Below are 22,873 nucleotides of genomic sequence, written 5' to 3'. Positions count from 1 at the left end.
AACGTGAACGCGACGATCAAGAGACATGCCGTCACAGCCGTCGTCGCCGTGGCGGCGGTCGCGATCACGGCGGCCTGGCTGCTGAACCGCGACGTCCGGCCGACCACCGTCGAAGGCTGGGCATGGCCGAACGCGGCCGGGAACACGATCTGGCTGACCGAGTCATCCGAGGGCGGCTCGAACGGCGACGGCTTCATTCTGTCGGGCGCTCGATGGGTCGGCCCCGACAACGTTTGGCGTGATGGCTCGTCGGGACCGACGTGCGTCGGCACGGACACCACGGTCGCGACCCAGGTCCAACTCGGCGTGGTCGACGTCCGCACCGACGGGATGTCCTGGCGGCACGCCGTGTGGCTGCGCTGCCTTTAGCCTTCGACGAGTTCCCACGGGGCGTCGGCGCTCGGCCGGTCGTACACCTGGCCGGGCGCGGCGCTCAGCACCAGCGCGACGTCCGGGTACAGCGTGACGGCGTGTTCCATCTCGAGGGCTTCGACCTCGAAGTCTTCGCTCTCCGGGACCTGGAAGCCGACGAGCAGCCAGCTTCCGTCGGCCTCGCGGACGACCTGGCGCACGGCGCGCACCGGGGCGGCGGGGTCGGTGGAGATCTCGGCGAGTTCGGTGCTCACCTGGACTTCTTCCAGGGGCGAGCCGGGATGCGTCCACGCGGCGAGGCGGGCGGCGCGCACGAGGAGGTCTTCCTCGTCGTCGTCCGAGTCGGCGACCGAGCTCAGTAGCCAGGTGCGCCGTTCCGGATCCCAGTCGGCGGCCATGCCGGTGGGGAGGCCTGCCAGCGCGGCGATCTCCGGGATGAGCTCCACCGCGTCACGCAGGGGCAGCGCGCCGAACGCGTCCTTGTTCTCCTCCATGTCCTCGGAGAACTCGTTGCCGTCGCTGATGAACCAGTCGCCGTCGTCGTCCAGGACGACGAACGCGAGGTTCGACGGATCGTCCACCAGCGACCGGGAGATGATCACCGGCGACTCGGGATCCTGACTCAGCGGCCAGTTCTCGCTCGACATGCTGGGCTCCCAACGGGGTTGTCCGGCTGTGGGGCACCATCCCACCACGACCGGCGGAAGCTCATTCGCTGAGGTCGTACTCGTCGACGTCGAGCGCGGCGGCCGCTTCGGTGAGGAACGCGATCACGGCGGGCGAGAGGTGCCAGCCGAATTCCTCGCCGCCGTCACGGTGATGGAAATAGCGCACCACCTGCAGCACCGCGCTCACGCCTTCGTCCACCAGCCGCCGGATTTCCGGGCGGACGGGGGCGAGCCTGCCGATCACGCTCTCGATCTGGTCGTCGACCGGTTCCGAACCGCGATGCGCCACCTTCCAGGCGTGCATCCGCGGCAACCGGTGTTCGGCGGACCGCGAACCCAGTACCAGCACCTCGTCGGGCTCCATGCCGAGCCGCGCGGTGATCTCCCCGGCGGACACGGTTTCGCTCTTCAAGGCGAAGTAGCAGTACTGGTGGACCTTCATACGCCCGGCACCCTAGCTTTCGGGCAAGCTGACCAGGTGAAACGTGATCAATCGCTTATCGAACGGCTCGCCGGGGAGCGCAACGCCTGGTTGTGCACCCTCCGCGGGGACGGATCTCCGCATGTCACGCCGGTGTGGTTCGTGTACCTCGACGACGTCTTCTGGATCGGGAGCGGCGAGCGGAACGTGAAGGTGCGCAACATCGACGGTGATCCGCGCGTCAGCATCGCGCTTGAGGACGGCGACGCTCCCGCTGTCGCCGAAGGCGTGGCGCGCGTTCATCGAGGGGCTCTGCGCGGAGACGTCCTCGCGGCGCTGGCTGCGAAGTACGACGGCTGGGCGGCCGGGGTGGAGATCGCCCCGTTCGGCGCACGGGTGCTGCTGGAAGTCCCCGTTAAGCGGTGGCTGCTCGAGGGTGTCGCCCAATAGTCTGGAAAGTCCGATACCGATCTTGGGATGGACGATGCTGACCGGTGAACTGATCCGCTTGCGCCCGCTGGAACCCGAGGACGCGGACACGCTGTGGCGCTGGCACAACGACCCGGAGGTCACGCGCTGGCTGCCCGCGGACCACCCGGAATCCCTCGCCCAGATCCGCGAACGCTTCGCCCTCCGGAAGCCCAACAGCTTCAGCCAAGTGGATTTCGCGATCGAGAGCCTCGCCGTCGGCACCTTGATCGGCACCTGCACCCTGCGCGACGCCACCCCGGAGCAGGGCCGGGCGGAACTCGACATCTACCTCGGCGAGAAGGACCACTGGGGCGGCGGTTACGGCACCGACGCCATGCGCACGCTCTGCCGCTACGGCTTCGACATGATGCGGCTGCACATGATCGCGCTGTGGGTCGTGGTCGACAACGAGGCCGCGATCCACATCTACAAGAAGCTCGGGTTCAAGGTGGACGGCAGGCATCGGCAGTCGTTCCGCGGCCAGAACGGCCAGTGGCACGACGAGTACCTGATGAGCCTGCTCGAAGGGGAACTTCGCTAGTCGTTCAGTCCTTTCGTGAGCCTGGCGGGTGCCTTCATCCGCCAGGCGTCCTCGATGAGTTCGCTCAACTGCGCCTTATCCACCTTCTCGAGGTCGACGAGGATCGCGCCGTAACCGTCGTAATGCGGCGTGGTGAAGTACGCGGGGTCACCGGAAGCCAGCAGGGCCTCCTTCTCCGCGTGCTCGCACAGCAGCATCAGCCCGCCCTCGGCCTCGGTGCGCAGCCGGGCGAAGCTCTTGCCCGCGACCTTGAGCGACGGCGTGCGGTACGACGTGGACTCCTCGACCTCCGGCAACCTGCCCGCCAGAGCCACGACTTCTTCCCAGGTCGTCATGGCGGACATTGTGCCCTGGGTCACCGACAAAACCACCCCTCTGATGTCAGGAAAGGGTCGTTCAGGACGAAAAACGTCAGGAACGACCCTTTCATGACATTCGCGGGAGCTACGGCAGGGCGGTGATCCGGTCCGCGGGCGGCGGAGCGATGCCCGGGTGCGCCCCGAAGTACGCGATCAGCGCGTCCAGGTCCACCGGACCACCCGACAGATCGGTCCCCTTCGTGAACTCGGTGAAGCCGTCCCCGCCGGCGGCGAGGAAGTTGTTCACCGAAACGCGGTACGACGCCGCCGGGTCGATCGGCGCGCCGTCGAGCGTCAGGTTCGAGACTCGCGAACCCTGAGCCGCCGATGCCGAATACGTGTACTTCAGCGACTTCGAGATCTGCAGGATCCGCACGACTCCGTTGGCCTGCCACTGCTGTTCGAGCACGCTCTTCAGGTTCGCCCCGGTGAGCGTGATCGTCTGCATGATGTTCGCGAACGGCTGCACGGCGAACGCCTCGCCGTACGTCACGACACCGTCGCCTTCGCCGGCGGGCGAAGACGCGTAGGTGAAGTCCGTGCGGATACCACCCGGGTTCGTCATCGCGATCTGCGCGCCGTTCGACTTCGTGGCCTCGAGCTGGGCGTCGGCGATCACATCGCCCAGCGGCGACTCACCGGACGCGGCGCCCTTGGCGACCAGGTCCGCGGTGATGGTGCCGACGGCCTTGTTCGCGATCGGCGCGGCCTTGGTCTTGGCCTCGTCGATCAGCTTCACCACGTCGGCGTCCGGGGTGACGTCGCGGGTGACGATCTGGTTGTGCGCCTTGGTCTCGCCGCGGACGACGTCGCGGGTCCGGCGGTCGATCTTCAGGTCGACGACCGACAGCAGACGGCCGAACGACGCGCCCTGGATCACCGGGCGCGGTTTGCCCTCGGGGTCGTTGATCACGCAGTTGTACTGCTGGTGGCTGTGTCCGGTGAAGATGGCGTCCACTTTGGACGTCACCTTCTGCGCGATCGCGGTCGCCGCGCCCGGCTTGACCTTGCACTCGTCCGGGCCGGCGGTCTCGGAGTTGTCGCCCTGGTGCAGCAGCACGACCTGCGCCTTGACACCGAACATGTCGAGCAGCTTCGCGGTGCGGTCGATGGCCTGGACCTCTTCGCCGAACTTGAGGCCCTTGATCGCCTCCGGGGTGACGACCTGCGGCAGATCCTTCAGCGTCGCACCGATGACACCGATCGGGACGCCGCCGGACACCTCGATGCTGAACGGCAGCAACGCCGGGACACCGTTCTCGTAGTACACATTGGACCCGAGGAAGGGGAAGTTCGCGCCCTTGAAGGACTCGCGGAACTGGCAGCCGTCGGTGGGGTGGCAGCCTCCGTGCTGCATCCGGCGGAGCTCCTTGAGACCCTCGTCGAATTCGTGGTTGCCCACCACGGAAGCCTCGACGCCGAGCTGGTTCAGCAGCTCGACCGTCGGCTCGTCGTGGAACAGCGCCGAGATCACCGGCGACGCGCCGATGCTGTCACCGGCCGACAGGACGACCGAGTTACGCGCTTCGCCGCGCAGCTTCTTCAGGTGCGTCGCGAGGTAGGCGGCACCGCCCGCGTTGACGGTCTTCCCGTCGGGCAGCGTGACGCGACCGCTCGAACCGGACGGCGGTTCGAGGTTGCCGTGCAGGTCGTTGAACGTGATCAGCCGGACGTCGGTGGTCGACGGCGCGGCGGACGCGGGCGCGGCGACGGCGGCCAGCGCGGTCAGCGCGGCACCGGCGACGACGGCCAGCCGGGTGGAGAGCTTCGTTGTTGGGCGCACGGCGGAGGAGTCTGCCTTGCGGATTTGACCTTCACCAGAGGAAAAAGGAGGACGATAGGCAACCGTCACATGGCGCGTGAACTGCCGTCGAGCAGTACCCGCGCGACCAGCTCCGGCTCGTCGTTCATCGGCACGTGCCCGCATCCGCGCAGCACCAGCAGCTCGGCCTCCGGCGCGATCCGGCGTAGTTCGGCGGCCTTCGGGCGGGCGAGGATGCGGTCGCGTTCCGCCCACGCGATGGTCACCGGCACGTCCCGGACGACGCCTTCGAACCGGAATCCGCCGCGGGCCTGCTCCAGCGTCGGCCGGAAGCCGGGGCAGCCCGCGAGCGCGCGGATGTCCTCCATGACGACCTGCGTGGTAAGCCGGTCCGGGCGGCCGACGATCATCCCGGTGAGCACCGACCGGCCCGCCGGGGTCGCGGCCAGCCGCAGCGCGGTGCGTTCGGGGATCCGCTCAGCGAGCAGGCGATGGGTACGCAACATGCTCAGCGCGTACCGCTGCTGCCGGGGTGTCCACAGTCCCGCCGGGGACAACGCCGTCACGCTGCGGACCAGGCCCGCCTCCCCGAGCGCGAGCGAAAGCAGCCCGCCGAGCGAGTTGCCCGCGACGTGCGGTTTGCCGAGGCCGAGGTCGTCGAAGAACTTCCCGAACATCTCGACGGCCGCCTCGACGCCGTAGCCGCCGGAGTGCGGCGCCGATTCGCCGAAACCGGGCAGGTCGACGGTGATGACGTCCCGGTGCGGGGTGAGCAGGCCGAGTACCGGTGACCAGGCCTGGCGGCGATGGCCGACCCCGTGGATCAGCACCAAGGGCTCGCCCGTGCCGGCGCGGTCGAAGACGACGTCGTCCATCCCGCGAGGTTAAGCTATTTACTGCTACCGGCGGTAACAGGTAAATAAAGACGTTCGCGCCGTCGGGTGACGTCGTTCGGCATCGGCTCCAGTTCACCCGTCGCGATGAAGCCGAGCTTCAAGTACAGCCGCCGCGCCCGGTCGTTGTCCTCCGCGACGTGCAGCCACACCTCACGCGCGCCGTCGTCTTCGGCGGCCGACCGCACCTCGCCCATCAACCTGGTGCCCAGCCCGCGGCCCCGGGCTTCGGGCGCGACCCACATCGAGTAGACGATCCAGCCGTCGTCCCGCACCCGGCCGGCGACGAGACCGACCGGACGCCCGTCGTCGAAGGCGGCGAACCAGACGTCGCCCTCCAGCTTCGCGAGCCATTCCTCATCCGATTGCGCGCTTTCGGCCGCGGCGATCGAGCCGTAGTTCTCGGGGGTGTCCGTCAGGGCACGCAGGCGGACCTCGCGGAAGACGTCGAGGTCCGAGGGGACGAGCCGTCGAACGAGCAACATCCGGGCAGAATCCCACGTCGGCGGGCTGATCGCGGAACGAATATCGCCGATCGGCCAAGATCGGGGTCGGCCACTCGGCCGATCCGGCGCCGTCGGCCGCGGCCCTTCGACCGAAGTGCCGGACCCCTCGTGATCCATAACGTCATGGTCATGACGAACGCACAGGTCACCGCCCTGCAGTACGGCTTGATCGGCTTCTTCGCGCTCTGGGCGACGGTGCTGATCCCGCAGCTGATCATCCTGCACGCGCGGCACGGCCGAGTGCGGCTTCGCCCCGTCCTGACCATGGCCGCCGTGCTGCTCTACGGGACCATGACGCTGGCCGTGACCTTCCTTCCGCTGCCCGGCCCGGGTGTCAAACGGCTGAGCCAGACCGTGCAGCTGAACCCGTTCCAGTGGGTCGCCGACATCCACACCGAACTGCTCAAGCACGGGCTGCCGATGGCCGACTGGTTCACCACGCAGACCTTCCAGCAGGCCACCATGAACGTGCTGCTGTTCGTCCCGCTCGGCTTCTTCGCCAGGACGCTCTGGAAGCGCGGCCTCGTCGGCACGACGCTGATCGGCTTCGCCGCTTCGCTGCTGATCGAGGTCACTCAGCTGACCGCGAACTTCGGCACCGCGCCCTACGTCTACCGGATCTTCGACGTCGACGACCTGCTCAACAACACCGGTGGCGCGATGCTCGGCTGGATCGCCGGGGCACTGCTGCTCAGCCTCGTGCGGAAGCCGGCCCCCTCAACGGTCGAGCTTCAGCTTCAGCTTCCGCGCCGCGAGCGGGTCGACCTCGCCCAGATCCGCTAGCCTCGCCTGCCGTCGCTGAGCCGCGCGCCGCGCGGCCCGCCGGTCTTCCGCGATCACCAGCACGGTGGCCACCACGAAGATCAACGCGACCAAGCCGAGGATGAGCGAGAGCTGCAAAACCCCTCCTCGAAGACGACCTTGTGTGCGAGATCACAAACAGTACGCATATCGTGCTGAGTTGACCACCCCTTGAGACGAAAGTGGGTGTCGCAGGTCACTCGGGGCTCGCCGAGAACCAGGTCCGGTCTTCGGTGTGCCAGCGTTCGAAGACCAGGCCTGCGCTGGTCAGGGCGGCTTTCAGGGCCGGCGGTTCCAGCCGTCGGCAGGTGAAGGCCTGGCTCCACCACCGGTCGCTCGCCGCATAGCGCACGACGGCCGACAGCAGGTCTCCGTCACGGACGACCTGGCCGAGCCGGACGTCGACCTCGCCGAGCCTGCCACCCTGGCCGTCGCGGACCGAGTCGAACCACTCCGGCGGATGCCATTCGACGAGCACTCGCCCGCCGGGTGCGACATGCGCTCGGGCGGTGGCCAGGAAGGCCGCGCGGTCGGCCGCGGCGGCGGTGTTGATCAGGTGGCTGCCGAGCAACACCACGTCGAAGACCCGGCCGAGCCGCAGGTCTTCGATCTTCGAGCACACCTTTTCGGCGCGGACGTGGGCCAGCATCTCCGGCGAGTCGTCCACCGCGACCACCCGATGCCCCAGCTCCAGCAGCGCGTGGGCGACCCGCCCGGCGCCGCTGCCGAGCTCCAGGATCGAAGCCCCCGCCGGGGCCGCCGCGTGCACGATGCCCGGCTCGTCGCCCGGCGGCAGCAGCCGGTACACCTCCACCGAACAGCCGTCCGCCGTGAACGCCCCCTGCTCCATACCCGCCAGCGTGCCGGAAACTGGCCGGGTGAGGACCAAACCGACCAAGGACGAGCTGGCCGCCGCCTACGGCAAGACCATCGACGACGTCATCGCGCCCGATCTGGACGTGCTGTTCTGCGGGATCAACCCTGGCCTCTACTCGGGCGCCCTCGGCCTGCACTTCGCCCGGCCGGGGAACCGGTTCTGGCCCGCGCTGTACCGCGGCGGCTTCACCCCGCGTCTGCTCGACCCCAGCGAGCAGGACGAACTGCTCGGCCTCGGTCTCGGCATCACGAACGTCGTCGCGCGGACGACGGCGCGGGCCGACGAGCTGACGCCGGACGAGTTCCGGGAAGGCGGCCGCCTGCTCACGGCGAGGGTCGCCGAATTCCGGCCACGCTGGCTCGCGGTGGTCGGGATCACGGCCTACCGGATCGCGTTCGGCCTGCCGAAGGCGAAGATCGGTCCGCAAGACACCGAGATCGGCGGAGCACGGCTCTGGGTGCTGCCGAATCCGAGCGGGTTGAACGCGCATTGGACGCCCGCGGCGCTCGGGGACGAGTTCGGGCGCCTCCGCGCCGAAGTCCACTCTGAGTAGTGAACGGGTCAGGATCTCCCGCCGGCGCGCTCATTCGAGCAAGAGATCCACAACCAGCAGATACGCAGAGTTTGCTGCGACGAGGCGATACATCTATGAGGGGGATATCGCGTCACGTGCCCCGACCTACCGACTCGTAATAGTTACGAGGTGTCATCTCTGTCCGGTCCCGCAGGGGGGACCGGTTGACGAGGGTGACCACGCCGGGGGGCAGTGGTCACCGAATGGACTTCCGAGTCCTCTCGTCCGGAGATGGCGGGCACGAAAACGGAGGGGTCCGTGATGCGAAGCATCGAGCCGAACCGAACGCAGGCCGGCAGGCCTGGCGGACTGTCGCCAGGCGGCCGCGGACTCGGCGTGGCCGCCGTCGATCCGATCCCGATCTTCTGCGAGGGATTGAGCTCGCTGGTCCACCGCACGCCGGGGCTGACCTGGCTCGGCCACGCGGCGAGCCACCACGCCGCGCTCCAGCTGTGCGAGCAGCTCAAACCGGACGTCATCGTGCTGGATTCGGCGCTCGACCCGAACTGCCATCTGTCCCGGCTGCTCAGCGGCGGCGACCCGGCGCTGGTCATCATCACGATGATCAGGGACACCAACCGCACCCAGCAGTACCTCGCCGCGGCCATCGCGGCCGGCGTGCACGCGATCGTGCCGCGGGCGACCGACGGGCGGCATCTCGCCGAGGCGATCCGGCGCGCGCACAGCGACCGCCGCTACATCGACCCGACGCTGGCCGCGCTGACGGCACGGCCGAAGCGCCAGCCCGTGCTCCCGAAGCCCGGCGACGCCCCCAAACCGGCGACCGCACGCGGCCTGATGCCGCTGTCCCGCCGCGAGTACCAGGTCCTGCAGCTGGTGGCCGAGGGACTGGAGAACTCCGGGATCGCGAAGATCCTGTTCCTGTCCGTCGAAACCGTGCGGACGCACGTCAAGAGCATCCTGCGCAAGCTTTCGGCCCGCGACCGCACACACGCGGTGACGATCGCGTTCCGCTCCGGCATCCTGGTGGCGAGTCCCGACGACGCGCACACCCCGGCGGAGCCGCAGGCGGCCACTTCGGTCGCGCCGTCGCCCCGCTGAACCGGCGCCGAGACCCCCCGTATTGCTGATTTACACATCACAACAGTGGCCATTCACTTGCCGCCGGTTACCCACAGGTAATATCCTGATGTTACCGGCGAGTAGGGACGTGTGCCCGGCCGGGGAGCCGAACACATTGGAGTGACGAAATGGGCCACTACAAGAGCAACGTCCGAGACCTGGAGTTCAACCTCTTCGAGGTCCTCGGCGTGCAGGACCGCCTCGGCAAGGGCGTCCTCGCGGAATCCGACGAGGAGACCGCCCGCGGCGTGCTGACCGAGCTGAACAAGCTCGCTTCCGGTCCCCTCGCCGACTCGTACGCCGACGCGGACCGCAACCCGCCGGTGTACGACCCGAAGACCTTCTCGGTGAAGATCCCCGAGTCGTTCAAGAAGAGCTACCAGGCGCTGATGGACGGCGAATGGTGGCGGCTGGGCCTGCCGAACGAGCTGGGCGGCTTCGGCCTGCCCCCGACCGTGCAGTGGGCCGCGGCCGAGCTGATCCTCGGTGCCAACGCGCCGCTGTTCATGTACATGGCGGGCCCGAACTTCGCCGGCATCGTCGACAAGAACGGCACCGACGAGCAGAAGCGCTGGGCGCAGATCATGATCGACCGCGGCTGGGGCGCCACCATGGTGCTCACCGAGCCCGACGCCGGTTCCGACGTCGGCGCCGGCCGCGCCAAGGCCGTCAAGCAGGAGGACGGCTCCTGGCACATCGACGGCGTGAAGCGGTTCATCACCTCGGCCGAGAACGACATGGTCGAGAACATCATGCACCTGGTGCTGGCCCGCCCCGAGGGCCCCGGCATCGAGACCAAACCCGGCACCAAGGGCCTTTCGCTCTTCCTCGTGCCGAAGTTCCACTTCGACGGCGAGACCGGTGAGCTGGGCGAGCGCAACGGCGCCTTCGTCACAGGAGTCGAGCACAAGATGGGCATCAAGGCCTCCACCACCTGCGAGCTGACCTTCGGCCAGCACGGCACCCCCGCCAAGGGCTGGCTGCTCGGCGAGGTGCACGACGGCATCGCGCAGATGTTCCAGGTCATCGAGTACGCCCGCATGATGGTCGGCACGAAGGCCATCGCGACGCTGTCGACCGGCTACCTCAACGCGCTCGAGTACGCCAAGGAGCGCGTCCAGGGCGCGGACCTGCCGAACATGCTGAACAAGGCGGCGCCGCGCGTCACCATCACCCACCACCCGGACGTCCGCCGCTCGCTGATGCTGCAGAAGGCGTACGCCGAGGGCCTGCGCGCGGTGTACCTCTACACCGCGACCTTCCAGGACCAGGTGTGGACCGGCGAGGGCGACGAGGCCTCGCAGAAGATCGCGCACGGCGTCAACGACCTGCTGCTGCCGATCGTCAAGGGCGTCGGCTCCGAGCGTGCGACCGAGCAGCTCGTGCAGTCGCTGCAGACCCTCGGCGGGTCGGGCTTCCTGCAGGACTACCCGATCGAGCAGTACATCCGTGACGCGAAGATCGACTCGCTGTACGAAGGCACCACGGCCATCCAGTCGCTGGACTTCTTCTTCCGCAAGATCGTCCGCGACAAGGGCGCTTCGCTGGCCTACGTCGCCGGGGAGATCACGAAGACCATCGAGTCGGAGATCGGCAACGGGCGGCTCAAGAACGAGCGCGGTCTGCTCAAGCAGGCGCTCGAGGACACCCAGGGCATGCTCGGCTCGCTGATCGGCTACCTGACCTCGTCGCAGGAAGACCCGCAGAACATCAACAAGGTCGGCCAGCACACGGTCCGCCTGCTGATGTCGGTCGGCGACCTGCTCATCGGCTGGCAGCTCATCAAGCACGCCGAGGTCGCCATCGGCAAGCTCGACTCGGGCGCGTCGGCGAAGGACGTCCCGTTCTACGAGGGCAAGCTCGCCGTGGCGTCGTTCTTCGCGAAGAACGTGCTGCCGGAGCTGACTTCGCGCCGCGCGATCGTCGAGGCCGCGGACAACAGCCTCATGGACATCCCCGAAGCCGCGTTCTAAACGGTTTCGTGACGAAGAGCCCTCTCCGGCCCGGAGGGGGCTCTTCGTGGTTTCGAGGAGGATTTCCGGGGGAATTTCCGTGCTGAGTCCGCCCGTTGGCGGAGACCTCGGCAAAGGAGTCTCAATGACAGTCACCGGCATCATCACGGCGATCGTGGTCGGCCTGATCCTCGGGGTGCTCGGCAGGTTCTTCGCCCCCGGCAAGCAGTCCATCCCGATCTGGCTGACCATCGTCGTCGGTATCGTCGCCGCCTTCATCGGCACCGCGATCGCCCGCGGGCTCGGCTACGCGGACACGAAGGGCTTCGACTGGCTCGAACTCATCACCCAGATCGTCATCGCCGGTATCGGGGTCACGCTGGCCGCGAACCTCTACGGACGCCGCAGTGTCACCCGGTAAGGGGTCTTGAGGCGCGACGAGCCGGTTTCGGTGTCACCGTGGGTTCACTCGATTCTCCAGCGAAGGAGGAACCATGTTGGGTGGCCTTTGGGGCATCATCACCACGATCGTGGTCGGGCTGATCCTCGGCGTCATCGGCCGGATGATCGCGCCCGGCGATCAGAAGATCCCGATGTGGCTGACGATCGTCGTCGGCATCGTCGCCGCGTTCATCGGCAACTGGCTGGCCGGCGTGTTCGGCGTCCGTGACACCGCGGGCATCGACTGGATCCGGCACGCCTTCCAGGTCGGCGCGGCCATCGTCGGCGTGATCGCCGCGGCCGCGATCTACGCCAAGATCAAGGGCGGGCATCGCGCCGCGACCTGACCCAGGACTACGGTCGGCCCCTGTGACCACTCGGCTCGAACTCGGTGGCCAGGGGCTGACCTCCCTGTCCGGCATCCCCCTTCCGGCGACGCTGGAGTACCTGGATCTGTACGACAACCGGCTGACGTCCGTTCCCGACGAGCTGTGGTCGCTTTCCGGACTCCGCGTGCTGAATCTGGCCACGAACCGGCTGACCTCCGTACCGCCCGCCATCGGCGCGTTGCGGAATCTGCACACGCTGGATCTGGGGCACAACGAACTTTCCGTCCTGCCGGACGAACTCGGCGAGCTTTCCGGGCTGACGGAATACCTCTACGTGAGCGACAACCGGTTGACCGAGTTCCCCGCCGCGCTGTGTTCGCTCGGGCGGCTGAAATACCTGGGGTGCACGGACAACCGCATCCCCACGCTTCCGGAAGACCTCTCCGGGCTGGCTTCGCTGCGCGAATTCCGCTTGTACGGCAACGGATTGACCGGGATCCCGGAATCGATGGGGACGCTTTCCGCGCTACGCGAACTGCACCTGCGGAAGAACCTGTTGACGTCCTTGCCGTCCTCCATCGGCGACCTGAGCGAGCTGCGTCAGCTGGACCTGCGGGAGAACCGGCTCACCTCGCTGCCGGAGTCCATCACCCGGCTGTCCAAATTGGACAAACTGGATCTGCGGTGGAACAAGGAACTGCGCGAGCCTCCGTGGCTCGCGGACTTCGAGGCGCGGGGCTGCATGGTGCTGCGGTGAAGCTCAGGCGCAGATGATCGCGGCCCTCGGCGAGTAGGTCGCGTTGCGGGTCTCCCGGCGGACCTCCGTACCGGTGACGACGTCGACGAGCACGCGGGTGTCCGAGGTGCTGAACCCGGCAGCGCCGGGATCCGGGACGCAGCCGGGCCCTGAGCCCATCTGCACCGGCTGAGGGACGTACGAATGCCGCTCACCGGCGACGCTCTGCACCGAAAACCGTTTCGTACCCCAGATCCGCACCGTCACCGAGCCGTTGGCGGGGATCGCCTGGATCGCGATCCCGGTCGGGGCGTCGTTGACGATCTGCAGGTCGACCGGCGATCCGTCGGTGTTGATCGCCTTGGCGTCGCGCCCGACCGGATACCGGTCCAGGTAGTTGTCGTGCTCAAGGTGACCGCCGTCGGCGAGGCCCGCCAGGTACGCGGCGTTGTAGAGCGTCGTCGCGAGCTGTGAGACGCCGCCGCCGACCACGACCGGCCCGGTGCCGTCCTCGTTCACCGGGGCGGGCACGTAGCCCGCGTCCGCCGTCCTCGGCCCGGACCGCGCGCCGAGACTGAACCGCTCGTTCGGCTTCACGATGCTGCCGGAGACCCTGGCGGCCAGCGCCTGCACGTTCGTCATCGCCGGCCCGCTCAAACCGGACGTGGTGAACTCGCCGATGACCTCGTTGATGCCGAGGACGTTCGCCGCCTCGGTGCTGACGGCCGGGCTGCTGGCGTCGTAGACCGCCTTCAGCTCCCGCTCTTCGCTCTTGGCGAGCGTCGAGGTCAGCGACGAGAACGTGAGGTCCCAGTTGACCTTCCTCGCGTCCTTCGACGGCTGGACGGCGGGCCGGTCGCCGACGAAGACGATCTGCGCGTCGGCGCCGTCGGTCTCGGTCTCCTTGAGCTGCGGCTGCGCCACCGCCCGCAGTTTGCCCTGGTCGATCCGCACTTCGAGGTTACCGTCGTCGCGCGCGGCGAACTGGAAGGAGCCCGCGATCACGTCCGGTTTCAGCGTCGCGTCCTTGCCTTCACCGCGGATGAGCAGCGGCTTCGCGACGGCCGGGACAACGATCTTGACGAGCGCCGCGTGCACCCCCGGCGAAGTCGCCTTCACGGGCGCGACGTTCACCTTCAGCTCGACACCGTCGTCGCTCAACCAGCCGTCGGTGATCGCGGTGACCGCCTCCTTGAGGTCGGCGAGGGTCTGGCCGTTCCGCGGTTCGACCGCGGCCGGGACGACGCCGCCGTCGGTGCCCGCGATCGGCTGGAAGGTGATGTTCCCTTCGACCGGCGGGCGGTTCAGCTTCGTGGCGGCGAGGTCCGAGACGGCCTTTTCGAGCTTCGGCGCGTCGGTCCAGGTGACGACGCCGACCTCGCGGCTGGTGAAGAACGACATCAGCCGCGTGTACGGGCTCAGCGGCTGATGCCCGGCGCGGCCCAGCGTCTGCGGCCAGTCCAGGCCAAGCCCGGACGACGTCGGGTACAGCACCGTGCGGACGTCTCCCGCCCGTACCCGGACCGGCTCGATCAGCCTCGGCTCCAGCTCACGGCGAAGCTTCGACTCGGCCTCCTTGTGCGTGAGACCGCCGACGTCGATCCCGGCGACCGTGACGCCGCGCGGGACGTCTCCGGCGCTGACGATCAGATCGACCGCGTACAGGAGCACGAACAGGCCCATGAGCACGCCGGTGAGCATCAGGGCCTTGCCCAGTCCCTTGCGGAACTTCGACGCGGGCGTCGGCGGCGGATGCACCACCCTGTCGCCCTCGAAGAGCTCGTCCACCAGGCCCTCATCGGTTTCGGGGGCCGAGAGGAGGTCTTCGGTGAACAGGTCGTCATGGTCTTCGCGCACCGCCCCTCACCGCCCCTCCCGTGGCTCGAGTTACAGGTACAACCCCGTGCCGTGTTCGGTCCGTTCGGTCGCCACGGCGTGGATGTCGCGTTCCCGCATCACCAGGTGCCCCTCGCCCTGGATCTCGACCTCGTGCTGGTCGTCCGGGTTGAACAGCACGCGGTCGCCGGTCTTGACGTTCCGCACACTGTTGCCCACGCCCAGTACATCACCCCACGCGAGCCGCCGCGCCACCTGCGCGGTGGCGGGGATGACGATGCCGCCGGAACTTCGGCGCTCCCCGTCCTCGGGGGACAGCTTCACGAGCACCCTGTCCTGCAGCATCTGAATCTCGAGTTTCGGCCGATCTGACACAGGTACGACTCTACTTACCCGGGTCGCCCGCCATGACCAGGCTCAGCACGCTTTCTCCGCCGGTTTCGAACCGCACCGGCACGCCCCAGTCCTGCCGGGTGATGCGGCAGGCGGGATGCTCGCCGCCGTCGTCACAGCTCGCCGCCTGCGCGACGACCTGCAGGACTCCCCCGGTGACGCCCTCGGCGAAGCGGAGCTTGCGGAACAGGTCGGTGCCCACCCCGGCGCCGTCGGCGAGCAGTTCCGGCGGCGACGCGCTGATCTCCAGCCGCGTCGACGGGCCGAACCGGTCGTCGAGCTTCTCGCCAGGCGGCGGGGTGAAGACGACGGAGAACTCCAGCTCGCCCGGCGCCAGCACGGTCGGCGGACGACGGACCGCGTGCGCGTCGCCCGCCACGGCCTGCTCCCCGAGCGGCACCGGCCCGATCCGGCCGCCCGCCGACTCGACGACCAGCAGTTCGCCGTCGTGCACCAGCAGCCCGGACGGCTCCGCGAGCCCGGTCGCGAGCGTGATGACCTGGCGGGTGAGCGGGTCGTAACGGCGGATGGCGCCGTTGTAGGTGTCGGCGATCGCGACGGTGTCGCCGGGCAGCACGGCGAGGCCGAGCGGATGCTGAAGGAGCGCCTTGTCGGCGGGTCCGTCGACGTGGCCGAAGGAGAACAGGTCGACGCCGACCGCGGTGTGCACGGTGAACGTCTCGCCCTCGGGCTGGATCCAGCGCAGCGCCGACGTCTCCGCGTCCGCGAGCCACAGCTTCTGCCCGTCGGGCGTCAGGCCGGACGTCTGCGCGAAGAACGCTTCGTGGACGTCGCCGTCACGCAGCCCTTCGACGGTCGTGCCGGCGAAGCGGCGAATGGTGCCCGAGACCGGCTCGAACACGCTCAGCGTGTGGTTGCCCGCCATCGCGACCACGACGCCGCCCGCGGGACCCCACCAGGCGACGTCCCAGGGGCTCGTGAGGTCGATGTCGAGCGCCTTGCCGGTGTCGACGCCGTCGCGCCACTGGCGGCCGGTGCCGGCGACGGTGGAGACCTCGCCGGTGATCAGGTCGATACCGCGCAGCCGGTGACCGGCCGTGTCGGCGACGACGGCGTGATAGCCCGCGCGCTCGGCGACCTCGTACGGCAGCAGGGTGATCCCGGACGGCTCGGTGAAGCTCGCCAGGTCGAAGGGCCCGTCCTGTGCGCCGCGCTCACCGCTGCCGAAGCGGCGGATGATGGTCTCGCCGTCGGAGGCGAACTCGACGATGGAGTGGTTGCCGGTGTCGGCGACCAGGATGCGGCCTTCGGCGGTGGTGACGGCCTTGCTCGGGAACCGCAGCTCGGTGCGCTGTTCCTCGGCCGGGACGTACGGGCTGCCGCCGCGGCGGAGCGTGCCCTTGGCCTCGTGGGTCGCGACGAGGTCGGCGATCACCCGGCGCAGCGCCTCGGCGTGCCCCTCGCCGGCGGCGACGTGGACGACGTAACCCTCGGGGTCCACGACGACCAGCGTCGGCCACGCCTTGACCGCGTATTGCGACCAGGTGGTCATCTTCGGGTCGTTGAGGACCGGGTGGTGCACCTCGTAACGCCGTACGGCGGCCTCGATCGCGGCCGCCTCGCCCTCGTGCAGGAACTTGGGCGAATGCACGCCGATGGTCACCAGTACGTCGGCGAACTCGGCCTCCAGCGGGCGCAGCTCGTCCAGCACGTGCAGGCAGTTGATGCAGCCGCTGGTCCAGAAGTCCAGCAGGACGACGCGGCCGCGCAGCCCGGCGAGCGTGATCCGCTCGCCGCCGGTGTTGAGCCACCCGTCGCCGGCGAGCTCGGGCGCGCGCACACGGGACTGCGTTCGTGGGGAAGTCACGACATGAGTGAACTACACGTGCGGCCGTGCTGTTCCGAGGTCCAGGCGTTGAGAGGGCGAGCTCACCCCTCGGGAGGAGGCCCATGTGGGTGATGAGGGCGGGGTGTTAAAAGGGAAGGCGCCTTCGCGTTGTGCAATTTAGGCTCGAACACATGTCCACTGTTGAGCACGCCTTCACCATCGAGGAGGCACACGACCTCCAGGCGAGCTTGGCCGAACCCGTGCGTCCCGGGTTGAGCGAGGCCGAGCTCGACGACGTCGAAGCCCGCTTCGGCTTCCGGTTCGCCGCCGACCACCGGACGTTCCTGTCCGCCGGGGTGCCGATCGGCGACCGCTGGCCGGACTGGCGCTGCGGCAACCCCGATCAACTGCGAAAACGCCTGGACTGGCCGGTCGACGGGGTGCTTTACGACGTCGAACACAACGGCTTCTGGCTGCCGGACTGGGGCATGCGCCCGATCGACCTCGCGGACGCGCTTTCGCGGGCCCGATCGCACCTGGCGCTCGCCCCGCAGCTGGTACCCGTCTGCGGGCACCGGTATCTGCCCGGGATCGCCGGGAGCACGGGATATCCGGTGCTGTCGGTGTATCAGACCGACATCGTCTATTACGGCTACGACCTGCGGGGATACCTGCAGCACGACTTCTGCGGCCAGCCGCTGGGCCCGCCTCCGGAGGGCGGGCCGCGGCCCGTCGAGTTCTGGTCGCGGTTCGTCGAATGAACGGCGCTTGGGCGTTCACCGCGGCGCTTCGCCGCCCCCAATGCGGCATTGGGGGCACTGGACGTCACCGATGTGACATTGGGGGCGCTGGCCCTGTCGGCAGCTCTCGACGCGTGATGAACGGTCCGTTCATACCTTGAGTTTTCGGATTGGGATCGCTACATGTGGTGGCGTTGAGCGTCGTGCGCCACCACATGTGCCCCAAGTGGTAGCAAAGGTCCCTTGCTCTTTTCGGTGATCCGCGACCCACCGTGGTATGGGTCAGGATTCGGCGGCGGCCTTCAGCCGGGCCAGCGTCGCGGCGATGTTCGCCCGGTTGGCGTCGTCCCGCTTCCAGACCCCGGTGAACAGCGACGTCGGCCCGCGAAGCCAGCCCGGCCGCCGGTCCCACGTGCTCTCGACGGCCACGCACCCGTCGCCCGAGGCCTCGATGTCGTACTGCCAGCGCGCGACGGGAAGGCCGGCGAAAGTGGTCACCTCGAACGCGAACCGCTTGCCCTCGTCGGCGTCCGTGATCGTCGAGAGCGTGCTCCAGCGACGGAACCCACGGCGGTTTCGCCCGCGGAACTTGGCTCCGACGACGGCTCCCGCGGCGCCGACCCAGCGGTGTCCCTCGTATTCCTCGGCCATGCCCGCGAGCGCACCCGGGTCGCTGACCAGGGAATACACCTTCTCGGGCGGGGCGGCGATCGCGATCTTTCCGGTGGCGCTGGGCTCCGTCATGACATACCTCCGTACTGATGGTATGTGAAATACCCTCAGTTGTCGCGGCGGAGCATACGACTGATCCCGGCCGCGACCGTCGTCGCCAGCACCCAGCCCGAAGCGGTGAACCCGGCGGCGACCCAGTTGTCCATGCCGTGCATGTACCACCGTGACTTGTTGCCGAAGTCGACGATCGGAACCAGCAGGTCGATCGTGTACAGCACCGGGTTCCACTGCAGCCCGGTGTCGTCCTGGTTGACCAGGCAGCGCGGCCCGCTCACGGTGAGATTGGGCTTGGTGACGCAGTCGTCGACGCCGAACCCGAACCACAGACTGCCCAGCACGAGCAGCGTCAGCAGCCAGCCGAGCGCACGCACCGGACGGAAGCCGTACCCGACCATCGACCGCTGCAACCAGCTCCACACGTGCACGCCGGGCCCGAAGAACTTGAAGCCCTTCGCGAGCGCCTCGTACCGGAACTGCTGCTTCTTCAGCAGCACCGTGGAGGCGTGCTCTTCGTTACCGGACGCGCGCAGCGTCGCCGCCAGCTGGTCGTAGGGGCCGGGCCGGTAACCGTCCATCGCTTTGCGCAGCAAGGCGATCCGATGGTCGATCGCCCGGTCGTCGTCGAGCGCGATGTCCTCTTGCAGTGCGTCGTAACGGAAATCCTCCAGCTCGATCCCCGTCGCCGACGCCCAGAACGCCTCGTTGTCGCCCAGCGTCCCGCAATGCGCCCGGCGCAGCACGATGCGGCCGTCCGGGGGAACGGCGGGCGTGAGCAGGAATTCGTCGGCCGACACGTCACTGCCGTCGAGCGCGATCCCGTGCTGCGGCAGGGAACCGAGCCGCGCGCCGCGGAAGTCGACGCGGCGTGCGATCTGCGCGCCGTCGAGGTTGACCCCGCCCTGCGCGACGAACGGGCGTTCCTTGTTCTCGGTGAGGATCAGATCCCTGCCGATCCGCGCGGTTCGGACGTCCAGCGAATAGCTGGTCCGCGTGCGCGCACCGGGCTCGGTCAGGCTCGTGCCGAAGAGGTTCACGCTGCCGCCGATCTCCGCACCCTGCAGCCGCAAGGTGCCCTGGACGGTCGCGTCCGTGAGCTGGAAGTTGCCCGCGATCTTCGCGCGCCGCGCGGAAAAGACGTCGCGGCGCGGGTGCAGGAACATCGAGTTCCACGCCAGCACGTTGCCACCGACGGTGATGTCGGCCATGCGCAGCTGCCCGGACGGCACCCGCAGGCTCGTCGCCTCGAGATCGCCGCCGATGGTGGTCCCGTCGAGGTGGATGGCACGGTCGTAGTAGGGAATGCTCTGCCCGCGGACGACCTGGACCTCGGCCCCGGCCAACCGCAGCGAACCGCCGATGCGGGCGTTGACCATCCGCAACGTCCCGGTGGCCTGCATGCCGTCGCTCAGCTCGAGGTTTCCGTTGACCGTCGAACGATCCGCGACCAACGCCGGCCGCGGATCGATGTACGGATCGTTCGACTTCCACGCGTCTACGACGATCGGCCCGGACTGGTTCACCGAGAGCTTGGCCTCGCGGAAAATGATGTCACTGTCCACAGTGGCGCTCGGAAGGAACATGATCCCACTGGCGGAGAAGCGTTTCCGCTGCGCGGCGGGCCCATAGTTGTCCACCTCGCACAGCAGGCTGCCGCCGATGTGGATGCCGTTGCCGTTGAGCGCGAAGCCGTCCCGGTTGTTCAACGTCGCGCCGGAGAAGTTGACGTTACCGCCTGCCCGCATACCCGGGATGCGGACTTCTCCGTTGGCCACCAACCGATACGCCAGCAGCGCGCCGACGATGTTGACCCGGTCGGCCTGGATCGCCTTGCCGCGCGGATGAGTGATCACCGTACGCGTCAGCACGACGGAACCCTCGATGACCGCGTCGGTGAGATTGACCGCCGCGTTGGGCATCCCGCGCTCGCGATCGTCGCCGCGCTGGACCGTGGTCTCCTCGATCTCGTGCTCGGCGTCGACGTGCACGACACTGCGGATGAGGCGGACGTCGTTGCGGGTACGGAGATTGCGCGCCTTGAGCCCGGGCAGCCAGCACTTGCGGAACACGAGCCCGAGCAGATGCGCCTCGCGGACGTCCGGCGGATGCTCGAACCGGCACCGCTCGAACCGGAACAGATACTTGATGTCGGCGGCGCGCAGATCGAGCGTCCCGGTGATGTACGCGTCCTCGACCTGCACGATCGGCGCGTTGGTCGCCTGGCGGCGCCACCGGAGCAGCCCCGTCGTCCCCGGCTTCATCAGCTCGGACGCCGGGACCTCGTACCGCTTGTCGGGGTTCGGGTCGAACGGGTCGAGCGGCGGCAGGGACGTGTCGCCGTTCTGGTCACCTTCCCCCGGATCACGCGGCCCGTTGTTGCGCCGAAAACCCGGCATCGTTTCGCTTCCCTCCCCCGTCGTTCTTCAGCCCCAAGCGAAGCCGATCACGCACGGGGTTCGCAAGTGGCCCGGGACAGTAGACCGGAACATGCCACGGGATCGCGACGGCAGAACGGCCGCCCCGGGTGCTGGAACAGGTCGTTTGCGTCCGCGGCGGTGATCTTGACCGGATTCGCCGCCAGGGCGGCGGTTCGCTGCTACGGTCACTCACCGGAGTCAGTGGTGGACTACGGGTAGGTCGCGCCCTTCGCGGCCCGTGCGGGGAGGCACGACATGGAAGAACTGGGCGATAGGTCCCGTCGGACCGGCAGTATGGCGCGTTCAACGGTCCTTCTGTCGCTCGTCGCCATCACCGCCGCAATGCTGAGCGGCTGCGACGAAAAAGGCAAGAACACACCGCCGCCACCTGCGAAGCCATCATCGCACCTGCCCTCGAACAGCGCACCTGCCGTACCGAACCCGATCAACGACACGACAAGAGTCGAGACGGATCCGTGCAGCGCGGTCCCGACAGCGACGATCGAAGAGATCGGCGGCAAGGTCGAGCGCTTACGCACTGTCGAGCTAGCGGGAGGCCTGAACTGCAGTTGGCTTTTCCTCGAAGCCCCCAGCACGGTAAGCGCTGGGCTTCTCGTCGGCAATAAGGACGGCTTGAGCGCTCTATACGCACAGAACTCGACCGGTGGCCTGACCACGTTCAGACCCGTGGAGCCGGTCGGCGGACATCCTGCGGTCATCTACGCCAACGGCAGCGAAGGCAGAGGGACCTGCACCCTCGCGGTCGGCATCCGGGACGACCTCGTCTACACGGTGATCCCGCACCTGTCATCCGGGAATCCCCTGGTCTCCGATCCCTGCGGTATGGCGACCAGGGTGGCCGCAGCGGCAATCAAGAATCTGAAGGGTTCCTGACCACACGAAACCGTCGATCGGGACAAAGTACATCGATGTCCACATCTTTCGATGGTGATCTTCCACGAAGGTGCTGATCACCGGTTTATCTGCTGCTATCGTCACCGGTTGGAGTCAGTAGGGAACTACGGGTAGGTCGCGGCCCCATCGCGGCCCGTGCGGGGAGGCACGACATGACGAGACCGGGAAGCGGGCCTCAAGGGGTCTACGACCAGATCAACGGACCCAGCCCGCAGACGCCGCCGCAAGGATCGGGGCTGATTCAGGGCGCCGCCGCAGCGCCGCCTCCGCCACCCCCACCGCCGGACTACCGCAATCTCGGCGCAGGGCAGGCAAAGGCCGACTTCGCAGCTGCCTCGGCGAACGGCGGCTGGGAGTTTGACCCGGAAGCCATGGACAACGTGATCAAATCCCTTGAGGACTGCCTGAAGGACGATTTCAGGCTTGCCCAGAACGAAAGTGTATGGCTGGACCAGATAAAGCCACCTGGTGATGAGGTCGGCAGCCAGGGTTACACAGCCGCGGCGAATAAGTCCGGTACCGAATACAAGAGCTTCCTCCAGGGTGCGGAGCTGTACACCCGTGCCTACGTCGACACCCTGATCCAGATACGGACTGCTTACCAAGAGCAAGACCAAGCCGCGATCGACGCGCTCCGCCAGATTGGAAAGATCGACTGATGCGACCCAAGGCCACGGTTTTGACCATTGCGGCGTTGAGCTCAATAGCTTTTCTCGGTGGTTGCAGCGACCAGAAGTCCGGTACTCCCACGCCGACCGGTGCTCCGTCCTCGACAGGTCTTCCGTCGAACGGAGCCCCAGCCGTCATGAATCCGATCGCCAACACCGCGCAGTTCGAGTCCGACCCGTGTGCGGCCGTCCCCACGGCTGAGGTCGAGTCACTCGGCGGCAAAGTCGAACGCACTGAACAAGAGAATCTGACCATGGGCAAAGCCTGCGCGTGGATCTTCGCCAAAGGGGCGAACACCGTCAGTGCAGGGCTTGTCGCCGGTAACAAAGAAGGACTCAGTTCTCTCTACGCACAGAACGCGACCGGAGGCTTGACGACCTTCAAACCAGTCGAACAAGTTGACGGATACCCAGCTGTCGTCTACGCGAATGGCGGCGAAGGACCTGGGACCTGCACCCTCGCTGTCGGCATTCGAGACGACCTCGTTTACACCGTCATTCCGCGGCTCGGTAGCGACCACCCTTCGTATTCTGATTCCTGCGGAATGGCCACCAAGGTAGCGGCTGCGGCGATCAAGAACCTCAAGGGAGCGTAGGGCC

Annotated in this window: 27 protein-coding genes; 14 read left to right on the top strand and 13 right to left on the bottom strand. The window is 67.9% G+C overall.

The window, feature by feature from the left end; all coding sequences use genetic code 11:
* Positions 1-3 precede the first annotated feature (3 nt).
* Positions 4-369 (top strand): hypothetical protein, encoded by a 366-nt coding sequence (locus AVR91_RS22650; RefSeq protein ID WP_063275336.1) that lies wholly within the window; start codon positions 4-6, stop codon positions 367-369.
* Here AVR91_RS22650 and AVR91_RS22645 read toward each other — a convergent pair.
* The gene (locus AVR91_RS22645) at positions 366-1,019 is read right to left on the bottom strand and encodes a hypothetical protein (protein WP_063275335.1); all 654 of its coding nucleotides are present in this window, start codon (positions 1,017-1,019) and stop codon (positions 366-368) included. The two genes, AVR91_RS22650 and AVR91_RS22645, sit on opposite strands and share 4 nt — an antisense overlap.
* Positions 1,020-1,080: 61 nt before the next feature.
* Positions 1,081-1,482, bottom strand: coding sequence for a DUF4279 domain-containing protein (locus AVR91_RS22640; RefSeq protein WP_063275334.1), 402 nt, complete (start codon positions 1,480-1,482; stop codon positions 1,081-1,083).
* Positions 1,483-1,518: 36 nt separating this feature from the next.
* Between AVR91_RS22640 and AVR91_RS22635 the strand changes: the two genes are divergently transcribed.
* Together AVR91_RS22635 and AVR91_RS22630 are read left to right on the top strand one after the other, a co-directional pair.
* Entirely contained in the window at positions 1,519-1,911 is a 393-nt protein-coding gene (locus AVR91_RS22635) for a pyridoxamine 5'-phosphate oxidase family protein (RefSeq protein WP_063275333.1), read from the top strand.
* 34 nt (positions 1,912-1,945) lie between these two features.
* Positions 1,946-2,473: a GNAT family N-acetyltransferase gene (locus AVR91_RS22630; protein ID WP_063275332.1), complete on the top strand. Its 528-nt coding sequence runs from the start codon at positions 1,946-1,948 to the stop codon at positions 2,471-2,473.
* Here AVR91_RS22630 and AVR91_RS22625 read toward each other — a convergent pair.
* The 4 genes from AVR91_RS22625 to AVR91_RS22610 all read right to left on the bottom strand — a co-directional run bounded on the left by AVR91_RS22625 (position 2,470) and on the right by AVR91_RS22610 (position 5,972).
* Complete coding sequence (locus AVR91_RS22625; RefSeq protein WP_063275331.1) at positions 2,470-2,808, bottom strand: MmcQ/YjbR family DNA-binding protein; 339 nt, start codon at positions 2,806-2,808, stop codon at positions 2,470-2,472. The two genes, AVR91_RS22630 and AVR91_RS22625, sit on opposite strands and share 4 nt — an antisense overlap.
* A gap of 109 nt (positions 2,809-2,917) precedes the next feature.
* Positions 2,918-4,615 (bottom strand): bifunctional metallophosphatase/5'-nucleotidase, encoded by a 1,698-nt coding sequence (locus tag AVR91_RS22620; RefSeq protein ID WP_063275330.1) that lies wholly within the window; start codon positions 4,613-4,615, stop codon positions 2,918-2,920.
* Between the two features lie 65 nt (positions 4,616-4,680).
* On the bottom strand, positions 4,681-5,469 hold the full coding sequence (locus tag AVR91_RS22615) for an alpha/beta fold hydrolase (protein ID WP_063275329.1): 789 nt from the start codon (positions 5,467-5,469) through the stop codon (positions 4,681-4,683).
* A 14-nt stretch (positions 5,470-5,483) separates the two neighbouring features.
* Positions 5,484-5,972, bottom strand: coding sequence for a GNAT family N-acetyltransferase (locus AVR91_RS22610; protein ID WP_063275328.1), 489 nt, complete (start codon positions 5,970-5,972; stop codon positions 5,484-5,486).
* A 150-nt stretch (positions 5,973-6,122) separates the two neighbouring features.
* Between AVR91_RS22610 and AVR91_RS22605 the strand changes: the two genes are divergently transcribed.
* On the top strand, positions 6,123-6,776 hold the full coding sequence (locus AVR91_RS22605; RefSeq protein WP_063275401.1) for a VanZ family protein: 654 nt from the start codon (positions 6,123-6,125) through the stop codon (positions 6,774-6,776).
* Here AVR91_RS22605 and AVR91_RS22600 read toward each other — a convergent pair.
* Together AVR91_RS22600 and AVR91_RS22595 are read right to left on the bottom strand one after the other, a co-directional pair.
* Positions 6,711-6,893, bottom strand: a complete 183-nt coding sequence (locus AVR91_RS22600; protein ID WP_063275327.1) for a hypothetical protein — start codon at positions 6,891-6,893, stop codon at positions 6,711-6,713. The two genes, AVR91_RS22605 and AVR91_RS22600, sit on opposite strands and share 66 nt — an antisense overlap.
* Before the next feature lie 97 nt (positions 6,894-6,990).
* Positions 6,991-7,644, bottom strand: a complete 654-nt coding sequence (locus AVR91_RS22595) for a class I SAM-dependent methyltransferase (protein ID WP_063275400.1) — start codon at positions 7,642-7,644, stop codon at positions 6,991-6,993.
* A gap of 28 nt (positions 7,645-7,672) precedes the next feature.
* On the opposite strand from AVR91_RS22595, the gene mug reads away from it, so the two are divergent.
* The 6 genes from mug to AVR91_RS22565 all read left to right on the top strand — a co-directional run bounded on the left by mug (position 7,673) and on the right by AVR91_RS22565 (position 12,807).
* Positions 7,673-8,224 carry a G/U mismatch-specific DNA glycosylase gene (mug, locus tag AVR91_RS22590; protein WP_063275326.1) on the top strand — a complete coding sequence of 184 codons (552 nt, stop codon included), beginning with the start codon at positions 7,673-7,675 and terminating at the stop codon, positions 8,222-8,224.
* A gap of 282 nt (positions 8,225-8,506) precedes the next feature.
* Entirely contained in the window at positions 8,507-9,307 is an 801-nt protein-coding gene (locus AVR91_RS22585; RefSeq protein WP_063275399.1) for a response regulator transcription factor, read from the top strand.
* A gap of 149 nt (positions 9,308-9,456) precedes the next feature.
* The gene (locus tag AVR91_RS22580) at positions 9,457-11,301 is read left to right on the top strand and encodes an acyl-CoA dehydrogenase (RefSeq protein WP_063275325.1); all 1,845 of its coding nucleotides are present in this window, start codon (positions 9,457-9,459) and stop codon (positions 11,299-11,301) included.
* 124 nt (positions 11,302-11,425) lie between these two features.
* Positions 11,426-11,701 carry a GlsB/YeaQ/YmgE family stress response membrane protein gene (locus AVR91_RS22575; protein WP_016338181.1) on the top strand — a complete coding sequence of 92 codons (276 nt, stop codon included), beginning with the start codon at positions 11,426-11,428 and terminating at the stop codon, positions 11,699-11,701.
* A 73-nt stretch (positions 11,702-11,774) separates the two neighbouring features.
* Entirely contained in the window at positions 11,775-12,068 is a 294-nt protein-coding gene (locus tag AVR91_RS22570) for a GlsB/YeaQ/YmgE family stress response membrane protein (RefSeq protein WP_038521684.1), read from the top strand.
* Between the two features lie 22 nt (positions 12,069-12,090).
* Positions 12,091-12,807 (top strand): leucine-rich repeat domain-containing protein, encoded by a 717-nt coding sequence (locus tag AVR91_RS22565; protein WP_063275324.1) that lies wholly within the window; start codon positions 12,091-12,093, stop codon positions 12,805-12,807.
* 3 nt (positions 12,808-12,810) lie between these two features.
* Here AVR91_RS22565 and AVR91_RS22560 read toward each other — a convergent pair whose 3' ends face one another.
* From AVR91_RS22560 to AVR91_RS22550, 3 genes are read right to left on the bottom strand one after another with little or no spacing between them, the layout of a single operon-like run.
* Entirely contained in the window at positions 12,811-14,643 is a 1,833-nt protein-coding gene (locus tag AVR91_RS22560; RefSeq protein WP_063275323.1) for a VanW family protein, read from the bottom strand.
* A 30-nt stretch (positions 14,644-14,673) separates the two neighbouring features.
* Positions 14,674-14,967 (bottom strand): GroES family chaperonin, encoded by a 294-nt coding sequence (locus AVR91_RS22555; protein ID WP_007032412.1) that lies wholly within the window; start codon positions 14,965-14,967, stop codon positions 14,674-14,676.
* A gap of 40 nt (positions 14,968-15,007) precedes the next feature.
* Positions 15,008-16,816, bottom strand: coding sequence for an NHL domain-containing thioredoxin family protein (locus tag AVR91_RS22550; protein ID WP_063275322.1), 1,809 nt, complete (start codon positions 16,814-16,816; stop codon positions 15,008-15,010).
* Positions 16,817-16,995: 179 nt separating this feature from the next.
* On the opposite strand from AVR91_RS22550, the gene AVR91_RS22545 reads away from it, so the two are divergent.
* Positions 16,996-17,565 (top strand): hypothetical protein, encoded by a 570-nt coding sequence (locus tag AVR91_RS22545; protein ID WP_063275321.1) that lies wholly within the window; start codon positions 16,996-16,998, stop codon positions 17,563-17,565.
* Positions 17,566-17,826: 261 nt separating this feature from the next.
* Here the strand turns inward: AVR91_RS22545 and AVR91_RS22540 are convergent, their stop codons facing one another.
* Complete coding sequence (locus tag AVR91_RS22540) at positions 17,827-18,288, bottom strand: SRPBCC family protein (RefSeq protein ID WP_063275320.1); 462 nt, start codon at positions 18,286-18,288, stop codon at positions 17,827-17,829.
* Positions 18,289-18,323: 35 nt separating this feature from the next.
* Positions 18,324-20,669: a hypothetical protein gene (locus tag AVR91_RS22535; protein ID WP_063275319.1), complete on the bottom strand. Its 2,346-nt coding sequence runs from the start codon at positions 20,667-20,669 to the stop codon at positions 18,324-18,326.
* Between the two features lie 276 nt (positions 20,670-20,945).
* Between AVR91_RS22535 and AVR91_RS22530 the strand changes: the two genes are divergently transcribed.
* The 3 genes from AVR91_RS22530 to AVR91_RS22520 all read left to right on the top strand — a co-directional run bounded on the left by AVR91_RS22530 (position 20,946) and on the right by AVR91_RS22520 (position 22,869).
* Positions 20,946-21,584: a DUF3558 domain-containing protein gene (locus AVR91_RS22530; protein WP_228709297.1), complete on the top strand. Its 639-nt coding sequence runs from the start codon at positions 20,946-20,948 to the stop codon at positions 21,582-21,584.
* A 173-nt stretch (positions 21,585-21,757) separates the two neighbouring features.
* Complete coding sequence (locus AVR91_RS22525) at positions 21,758-22,264, top strand: hypothetical protein (protein WP_063275317.1); 507 nt, start codon at positions 21,758-21,760, stop codon at positions 22,262-22,264.
* A complete protein-coding gene (locus AVR91_RS22520) occupies positions 22,264-22,869 on the top strand; it encodes a DUF3558 domain-containing protein (protein WP_063823174.1) in 606 nt (201 codons plus the stop codon). Before AVR91_RS22525 ends, AVR91_RS22520 begins: the two co-directional genes overlap by 1 nt.
* The last annotated feature ends 4 nt before the right edge of the window (positions 22,870-22,873 follow it).

This window comes from Amycolatopsis keratiniphila subsp. keratiniphila (assembly GCF_001620365.2).
GTDB lineage: Bacteria > Actinomycetota > Actinomycetes > Mycobacteriales > Pseudonocardiaceae > Amycolatopsis > Amycolatopsis keratiniphila.
This window is presented reverse-complemented; position numbering and strand designations above follow the sequence as displayed.